The sequence below is a fragment of the Natronorubrum sp. A-ect3 genome (genome assembly GCF_041821125.1).
Classification (GTDB): domain Archaea; phylum Halobacteriota; class Halobacteria; order Halobacteriales; family Natrialbaceae; genus Natronorubrum; species Natronorubrum bangense.
Window position 1 is genome coordinate 91,744 of the sequence record NZ_JBGUBB010000010.1, and the last position, 7,006, is coordinate 98,749.

A 7,006-nucleotide genomic window follows, 5' to 3' on the forward strand; every position below is an offset into this window, starting at 1 on the left:
TTAGACGCCCCTGTTCAAGTGCCAATCGAGCTCGATCGCGGGCACAGCCGTGACAGCCACTCGAGAGGAAAGGCGAACGTTAATCGCCTGCCGACCCCGGAACCTGGTCGGGATCGATCGTCCGGCCACTAAATGGAAGTCGCGCCTGGAGCCACTCTACCGGTGGCCAGTCGTTCATCCGCTCGGCAACGACCGGAACGACGAGGGCGGCCGCAGTTACGACTGCGTAGCCGATCACCTCGAGGACCGAGACCAGTACGTGATCCGGCCAGAACACGGGAACGGCCCGGAGTCCGATAACGACCGGGAGACAGAGATAGCCCAGCAGAACGATTGCAGCGCCACGGGGCTGTGGCGACAGGGCCTTGACGTACTGCCAGGCGATGGTTGCGCCGATCGTTGCACCGATCGTCATCGCCGTAAACTCCCGTGAGCCCAAGATGAACGAGAGAATCGCGATGACAGCCGCGATGGCGAAGATGAAATCGGGCTCGGAAGTCCGATCGTGAGCGACAAGGGCAACGAACGCCAACCCGATCGCGACGCCGACGACGACATCGCCCACAAAGTGGACGCCGATCACGACCCGTGAGAACGCGACGAGTCCGATAACGGTTCCAGCAACGACGTACCGCTGGAGCCGTGTCCCAGTGTCAGCGACGACCGCAAGCGCACCGTAGAACGCGGCTGCACCCATCGCATGTGCGCTCGGAAAGCTGTAACCGCCGTAGCCGGCTGCCAGTTCGGGCCGTGGTCGGAGAAAAATCCCTTTCATTCCGGCACTGATCGCGAGCGCGCCGAGTCCGATGGCGATCACGAGCGCTCGCTGTTCACGACGAGAGTCGGCACCGAACCAGTAGAGCAGCGTCGCGAAGACGATCAACAGCGCGCCGTCACCGAGATGCGTGACGTATTCGAAGAACGTGATCCCGGCTTCCGGGAGCGTCTCCCTGATGGCCTCGTTCGTCGATTCGTCGAAAAAGACGCGCTCGACCGTAGACGTACCCATGAGTTCGGTGAACAGTTGGGTTCGTCAGTAAAAACGCTATCGTCGTACTCTCAAAGCTGATCGACAGCTGACACGGAACCGCACAAGGATAACAACTTTTGGGCCACTCGAGTACAGATGAGATATGTCTGCGCTCCGTGCCGCTGCCGAGACGGCTGTTCGCCAATGTCTGGCTCTCGAGGCCGATGAGTCCTGTGTGATCGTGACCGACGACAAACGTGAGTCGATCGGCGAGGCGCTGTATGCTGTCGCCAGCGCGCTCACCGACGACGCAGTCATCGTTCGCTATCCGCCAGGTGAAACCCACGGCAGCGAGCCGCCAGCACCCGTTGCGGCGGCGATGGCCGGTGGTGATGTCGTCCTCGCCCCAACGACCAAGAGCCTGAGTCATACACGCGCTCGAACCGAAGCCAACGACGCTGGGGCTCGTGTCGCGACACTCCCGGGGATCACTGAAGACGTCTTTACGACGGGGTTAGACGCCGACTACGAGTCGATTGCGGCCCACTGCGAGGACGTCCGTGAGCAGGTCGACGGTGCCGAGGAAATTCGTGTGACGACACCCGCTGGAACCGACATCACGTTTGAAATCGGTGATCGGGAGTGGCTCTCGGACACTGGAATCGTCCACGAACCTGGCCAGATGTCGAACCTTCCCGCCGGCGAGGTGTTCATCAGCCCAGAAAGCGCCGACGGCACGTTTGTCGTCGATGGAACGATGCGACCCCACGGGTTGCTCGACGACGGCCAACAGCTCACGTTCGAGGTCGAAGACGGCCTCGTCACCCACATCTCGGACGACGAGATCCGCACGACAGTCGAGGCTGCTGCAGAAGACGTCGGTGACGCCGCGTACAACCTCGCAGAGCTGGGTATTGGGACGAACGTCGCCGTCACCGATCTCGTCGGCTCCGTTCTCTTGGATGAAAAAGCCGGCGGCACCGTCCACATCGCGATCGGTGACAACGCCGGAATCGGCGGCGAGACCGAAGCACCGATCCACCTCGACGGCATTCTACGGGACCCGACAGTGTCTGCTGACGGAGCCGTCATTGAGCTTCCACGGAGCGAGCCGTGAGACGCGAGGACGCCGAACGCAGGTTCAATCGTCTTTTACGGACGTAGCGTTTATACCGCGGTATGAACGATATTCCGGACCGCGTCCCAACGCCATGTCCGTCCTGTTCGCCGGACCTCGAGACGGTCCACGAGGTCCTGACGACGACGGAAGGCGGCGGCACCGTAACCGTCCGCTGTAGTGAGTGTGGCCACGTCCACAAGATCCAGCCCGAACAAGAGCGCGAGGTCACACTCGACGTCGTCGTCTCTCAGGAGGGCGAATCGTTTACGGCGAACGTCACGACGCCCGAAGACGAGTCGATCGAAGTCGGCGACGAATTCATTCTCGAGACCGATGAGGTGCTCTCGACGGTTCGTGTCACGAGCCTCGAACTCGACGGCCAGAAACGCGTCGACGAGGCCGACGCGGACGAAATCGAGACCGTCTGGACTCGCGAAGTCGATAACGTCGCGGTCAACGTTACCGTCCATCCACAGGACGGATCACGAAACGACAGCCGCAGTATCACCGTCCACGTCCCCGGCGACTACGAGTTCGAAGTCGGTTCGACCGAGGAGTTCGGTGACGATGAGTTCGAAATCGACGCTTTCGTCGTGCGCAAGGACGCATCGGGCTATCACCGGGACCGCTACGAGGAAGGCGGCGATACGGTCCTCGCCAAGGACACGAAACGAGTGTACGCCTACGACGAACAGAGCAGCGCCTGGTCGGCCTGGTAACGGCTGCAGTAGACAAAGCCGTCGCGATAGCGCGGCAATCGACACCTGCCACCCAGATTCTGGTGCATGGAGGTCGTTGTCCGAGAGTAACAACTGAAACGGGTTACACACCGATCGCACGACGGCTGTGCACTGATTCTCAGTGGCTACTATCGCTACGCTATCCCGGCACACTCGCCCTCGAATCCGGCGGAGACGACGGACAGCTGGAGCAGTCTGGCCACGGCAGCGTTCGCTTCGTCCGAATGCGAGGAGAGTACCACGTACTGGATGGCGGGTTGCGCAAGCGCGCCATTGATAACAACCGGCGCAATAGCTCCGCGTATGGACCCCGCGGTACTGCGAGCGGATATGGTTGACAGCCTCGAGTACCCCGCTAAGGACGTCCTTCAGGACGAGGCTGTCGCCATTGCGATGCGTGACGTTCCTCGTCACCAGTTTCTCGACGATGACCGCTCGGCGTATGCAGATCGTGAACACGAAGTGCTCGGCACTCGCGTTCTCGCGCCGAGTACGGTTGCGCGCTTGCTGCAGGCGCTCGCCCTCGAGGACGACAACACGGTGTTGATCGTCGGCGTCGGTGTCGGCTACACGGCCGCCGTCACCGCGGAACTCGTCGGCGAGCGAAACGTCCACGCCGTCGACATCTCTCGGCCGCTCGTCAACCACGCCAGAGCGAACCTCACCAGCGCGGGCTACGACGGCGTGCTCGTCGATTGCCGCGATGGAGCCAACGGCCTCCCCGAGTACGCCCCGTTCGATCGCATCCTGCTCGAGGCCGCGACCGTCGAGCCACCGCGGGCGTTACGTGAGCAACTGACGGCCGACGGCCGACTCGTGTTGCCCCGAGGAAGCCAGCGCCAGCGACTCGAGGCGATCTCGGCTACTGGCGACCGGACCCAGTTCGGTGCTGTCTCGTTCGGCCCGCTGTTGATAGAGGGCGAACAGTCAGGAGCCGTCGAACGAAACCGTATGGCCCGTGAGGACCGCGAACACGCCATTCGTCGTGCCGAATCGAGACGAGGCTGGGAACATGACTGGATCGAGTGGGAGGAATCGATCGATCCACAGTGAACGGTGCCGTGGGCGCTTGTATCGACACCGGATAGCCGACACTGGCCGTCTGTCGTATCGTTGTCTTCGAAAAGTGGGGTGGGGGGGATTGGGAGTGGCGACAGACTATCGCAGATCGCCAAGTGGTAGTAGGGGCTACTTGTGGTTAAATATACTCTCTAACTGATTAGTGTGTCTCGAGATACGGTTCTAGGTAATTAGATTGCTGGTGCGTAAACAGGACACTGATCGGAAGACGCGGTGTGCTGTGTGCGTGTCGAGTCGCTTCATCTCACATCGCTGTGTTGGCGTGACTCAGTCAGCGTCCCGGTCGAACGCTAGCGTTACAAGCTTTCGTTCGGCCGCTCGCAGATGATAATGGTAGGTCGGTGCGGCCACGTCGAGGACGTCCGCAAGCTCTTCGCCAGTACTCTCACGGGGCCACTCGAAGAAGCCACTGTAGTGGGCCATCTGCAGCGCCTCGAACTGTCGCTCGGTGAGTCGCTCTTCGAGATGCGTATCAAGCGGTCGAGTCGACCGGGTACTGCTCGTTTCGCGTCGGGCTGCTAGCTCTGTCTCCGGATATCGCTCGGTGAATGCCTCGACCAGTGACCGGGCTTCGACCTGCTGTGGCACCTCGAGGACGAACGTCGCCGTCCCGTTCTGGGCCGTCGCCGTCCGCAACTGAACGTCGTACGTCCGCAAGAGCTCTACAAACGGCGACGAAGTGACCGTTAGTTCAAACAACGTTTTGTCTTCACCCTCCGAGACGATCGTGGGCGTCTCGATCGATGCCGACTGGTCTACTGTCACACACGCTGTGTCTGCCGGTACAGTGACAAATACGACGACCTCGTCGTCTCGCTCGATCACGCCCTCGACGGTCACCGGGCCGCCGACGTGCTTGGCAAGCCGGTTCAGCAATAGCCGCGAGTCGTGGACAGCGAGTTCGACCTCGAGACGGCTGTCGGTGAGCATCGCTCGCGTGCGCTCGACCGATCGAATCGCGTGGCCGATCGTCTCGCCGAGTTCGCCGAGCACGTCCCGTTCGCGATTACCGATAGAGTCGACCCCTGCCACATGGACGAGCAAGACACCGTACCGGCGCTCATCGTCTAGCACTGGGACTGCGAGTATCGTCTGGTAGCCGTAGGTCAACGCCTCCTTTCGGCGTTGTTCCCAGCCGTCGGCCTCAAGGACGTTCTGGATGACCTGGATCCGTTCGGCTTCGAGCGTGTCCGTGATGAGCTGGAGTTCAGGCGCTCGTTCACCGTTCTCGCGGACGTGATCGATAAACGCTCCGTCGACGCCGGCCCACGATGTCGGCTCGGGTGGATCAGTATCGGCCGAGGCGATCCAGGCGAAACGGTAGCGCTCGGTGTCGGCCAGTCGCTCACACACTCGTGTCTCGATCTCGCTCCGTGTTGACGCCTGTGCGATACCATGGTTGATCTCCCGGACGATCTCGTTTGTGTGGTTGAGCCGCGTGAGCTCCTCGTTTTGCCGGGTAAGTGTTCGGTCGTTTTCTCGCAGTAGCTGCTCCCGTTCTGCCCGATCGAGTGCGGCTTCGGTGTTTGCCGCCAGAATGTGAAGCAACTCCGTCATCGTCTCGTCGATGCCGTCGACGGCCTCAGTGCCTGCAACCAACACACCGTGTGTCCCCAGCGGAACGATCAGCTCGCTTCGACATACTGTTTTGTCGACAGCGGTGTCCTGACTCACATCCTCATAGTAGACGCTTTCGCCCTCGGAAAACACGTCCCAGATGTATCCGTCACCGTGCTCGGCTTGTCGCTCCGACTCGACGACGTCTCGCGTCGATGCCGCATGCTCGAGCACCCCGTTCGTCGGCTCAAACGCGTACGCCGCGGCGATCGATACCTCGAGAATCTCTCCTGCGGTATCGACTGCCGATCGATAGATCTCGGTTTTCGTGTTCGCTCGCATCAACTTCCGTGTCGTCTCGTGTAACGTCGTCAGCGTCCGCTCGTACCGGCGCTCGCTCTCGCGAAGCTCGGTTTCGGTTCGATACTGCGAGACGGCGTTCGTAATCTGATTTGCAAGCAGGGCATACTGCTGTTCGCCGGACTCTTTTTGCAGATACTGGGTCACGCCTGCTGCGATCGCTTCGCTGGCGACTGCTTCGGACCCCCGCCCGGTAAAGAGAATAAACGGTAGTTCTGGGTCGTCCTCGCGAACTCGCTCGAGCAACTCGAGCCCCGTCATCTCTGGCATCTCGTAATCGCTGACGATACAGTCGATCGACCGTTCCTCGAGGATGGCCAGTGCTTCTCTGGCATCCATCGCCGGTTTGGCGACGATCGTCTCATGCTCGCGCTCGAGCATCTCGCCGACGAGGTCGGCGAATCCCGGTTCGTTATCGACGATGAGAACGGTTATTGGTGGGGTCATGGGATAAATAGTCAGTTAGAAAACAATTATTAGAGTCGTTTTTCTATTGAAACAGAGTGAATGCTAAACAATTAGTATTTTGATCGGACCAATCAGGGGATGGTCCCATCGAACTCGTATTCCCTCGCCCAATTTATCGAGGGATGATCGATCTCGGATTCGATACGGAGTTCCATCTTCTGCTCAGTCGCATCAGCTATATCGATCCAGTAGAACGTCTCCGTCTCCGGGTAGTAGACCAGAGACGCATCGATATCTCCGTGATAGGTTCGTTCGTGGTATGTGCCATTTTTGCCCGTCTGAGAGTGTGTATTAAAACGGAGTGTTTCGTCTTTGTTGGGCCAGCCGGTCTTACACTGAATCCGATAGAGTTCATCGCCATCGTCGACAACAAGGTCGTATCTGTCGTTATCGCCGAACGGGATCGAGACACTGTACCCGTGTGTGAGCAGTTCCGAAAGCGCTCTCGACTCGGTTTCGTCTCCAATGGCCTTCGAATTGCGCATACAGCGGTTGCTATCGGCATCTGATAAAAACCTCAGTGTACACAAAACCGAGATCATCCCACTGTAGGTGACTACGAAATCAGTGTTGTGTGTTTGAGACGTAACTGCACCAGTTGTTCGCTTATAGAAATCAAAAACTGCCTAACGCGGGAACTGAACCGGTTCAGAGGCGTTCTATGTCGTGACCTCGTTTGGCGTTTCGAATAGCGCGGCTGATCGAGAAGTC

The 7,006-nt window shown here is 59.7% G+C and carries 6 protein-coding genes; 3 read left to right on the plus strand and 3 right to left on the minus strand.

The window, feature by feature from the left end; all coding sequences use genetic code 11:
* Positions 1-79 precede the first annotated feature (79 nt).
* Complete coding sequence (locus ACERJA_RS18755; RefSeq protein ID WP_373609733.1) at positions 80-1,009, minus strand: phosphatase PAP2 family protein; 930 nt, start codon at positions 1,007-1,009, stop codon at positions 80-82.
* Between the two features lie 124 nt (positions 1,010-1,133).
* On the opposite strand from ACERJA_RS18755, the gene ACERJA_RS18760 reads away from it, so the two are divergent.
* From ACERJA_RS18760 to ACERJA_RS18770, 3 genes are all read left to right on the plus strand, one after another.
* The gene (locus ACERJA_RS18760; protein ID WP_373609734.1) at positions 1,134-2,087 is read left to right on the plus strand and encodes an aminopeptidase; all 954 of its coding nucleotides are present in this window, start codon (positions 1,134-1,136) and stop codon (positions 2,085-2,087) included.
* A 62-nt stretch (positions 2,088-2,149) separates the two neighbouring features.
* Complete coding sequence (locus ACERJA_RS18765; protein WP_373609735.1) at positions 2,150-2,809, plus strand: HVO_0476 family zinc finger protein; 660 nt, start codon at positions 2,150-2,152, stop codon at positions 2,807-2,809.
* A 324-nt stretch (positions 2,810-3,133) separates the two neighbouring features.
* Positions 3,134-3,883 (plus strand): protein-L-isoaspartate O-methyltransferase, encoded by a 750-nt coding sequence (locus tag ACERJA_RS18770; RefSeq protein WP_373609736.1) that lies wholly within the window; start codon positions 3,134-3,136, stop codon positions 3,881-3,883.
* Between the two features lie 294 nt (positions 3,884-4,177).
* On the opposite strand, the gene ACERJA_RS18775 is transcribed toward ACERJA_RS18770, so the two are convergent.
* Together ACERJA_RS18775 and ACERJA_RS18780 are read right to left on the minus strand one after the other, a co-directional pair.
* Positions 4,178-6,274, minus strand: a complete 2,097-nt coding sequence (locus ACERJA_RS18775; RefSeq protein ID WP_373609737.1) for a bacterio-opsin activator domain-containing protein — start codon at positions 6,272-6,274, stop codon at positions 4,178-4,180.
* 92 nt (positions 6,275-6,366) lie between these two features.
* Entirely contained in the window at positions 6,367-6,780 is a 414-nt protein-coding gene (locus ACERJA_RS18780; RefSeq protein WP_373609738.1) for a group I intron-associated PD-(D/E)XK endonuclease, read from the minus strand.
* Positions 6,781-7,006: the final 226 nt, after the last annotated feature.

What these genes read in the sequence shown, in the direction of transcription:
- ACERJA_RS18755 (WP_373609733.1), bottom strand. Translation starts at nt 1,009, where the DNA reads ATGGGTACGTCTACGGTCGAGCGCGTCTTTTTCGACGAATCGACGAAC.
- ACERJA_RS18760 (WP_373609734.1), top strand. Translation starts at nt 1,134, where the DNA reads ATGTCTGCGCTCCGTGCCGCTGCCGAGACGGCTGTTCGCCAATGTCTG.
- ACERJA_RS18765 (WP_373609735.1), top strand. Translation starts at nt 2,150, where the DNA reads ATGAACGATATTCCGGACCGCGTCCCAACGCCATGTCCGTCCTGTTCG.
- ACERJA_RS18770 (WP_373609736.1), top strand. Translation starts at nt 3,134, where the DNA reads ATGGACCCCGCGGTACTGCGAGCGGATATGGTTGACAGCCTCGAGTAC.
- ACERJA_RS18775 (WP_373609737.1), bottom strand. Translation starts at nt 6,274, where the DNA reads ATGACCCCACCAATAACCGTTCTCATCGTCGATAACGAACCGGGATTC.
- ACERJA_RS18780 (WP_373609738.1), bottom strand. Translation starts at nt 6,780, where the DNA reads ATGCGCAATTCGAAGGCCATTGGAGACGAAACCGAGTCGAGAGCGCTT.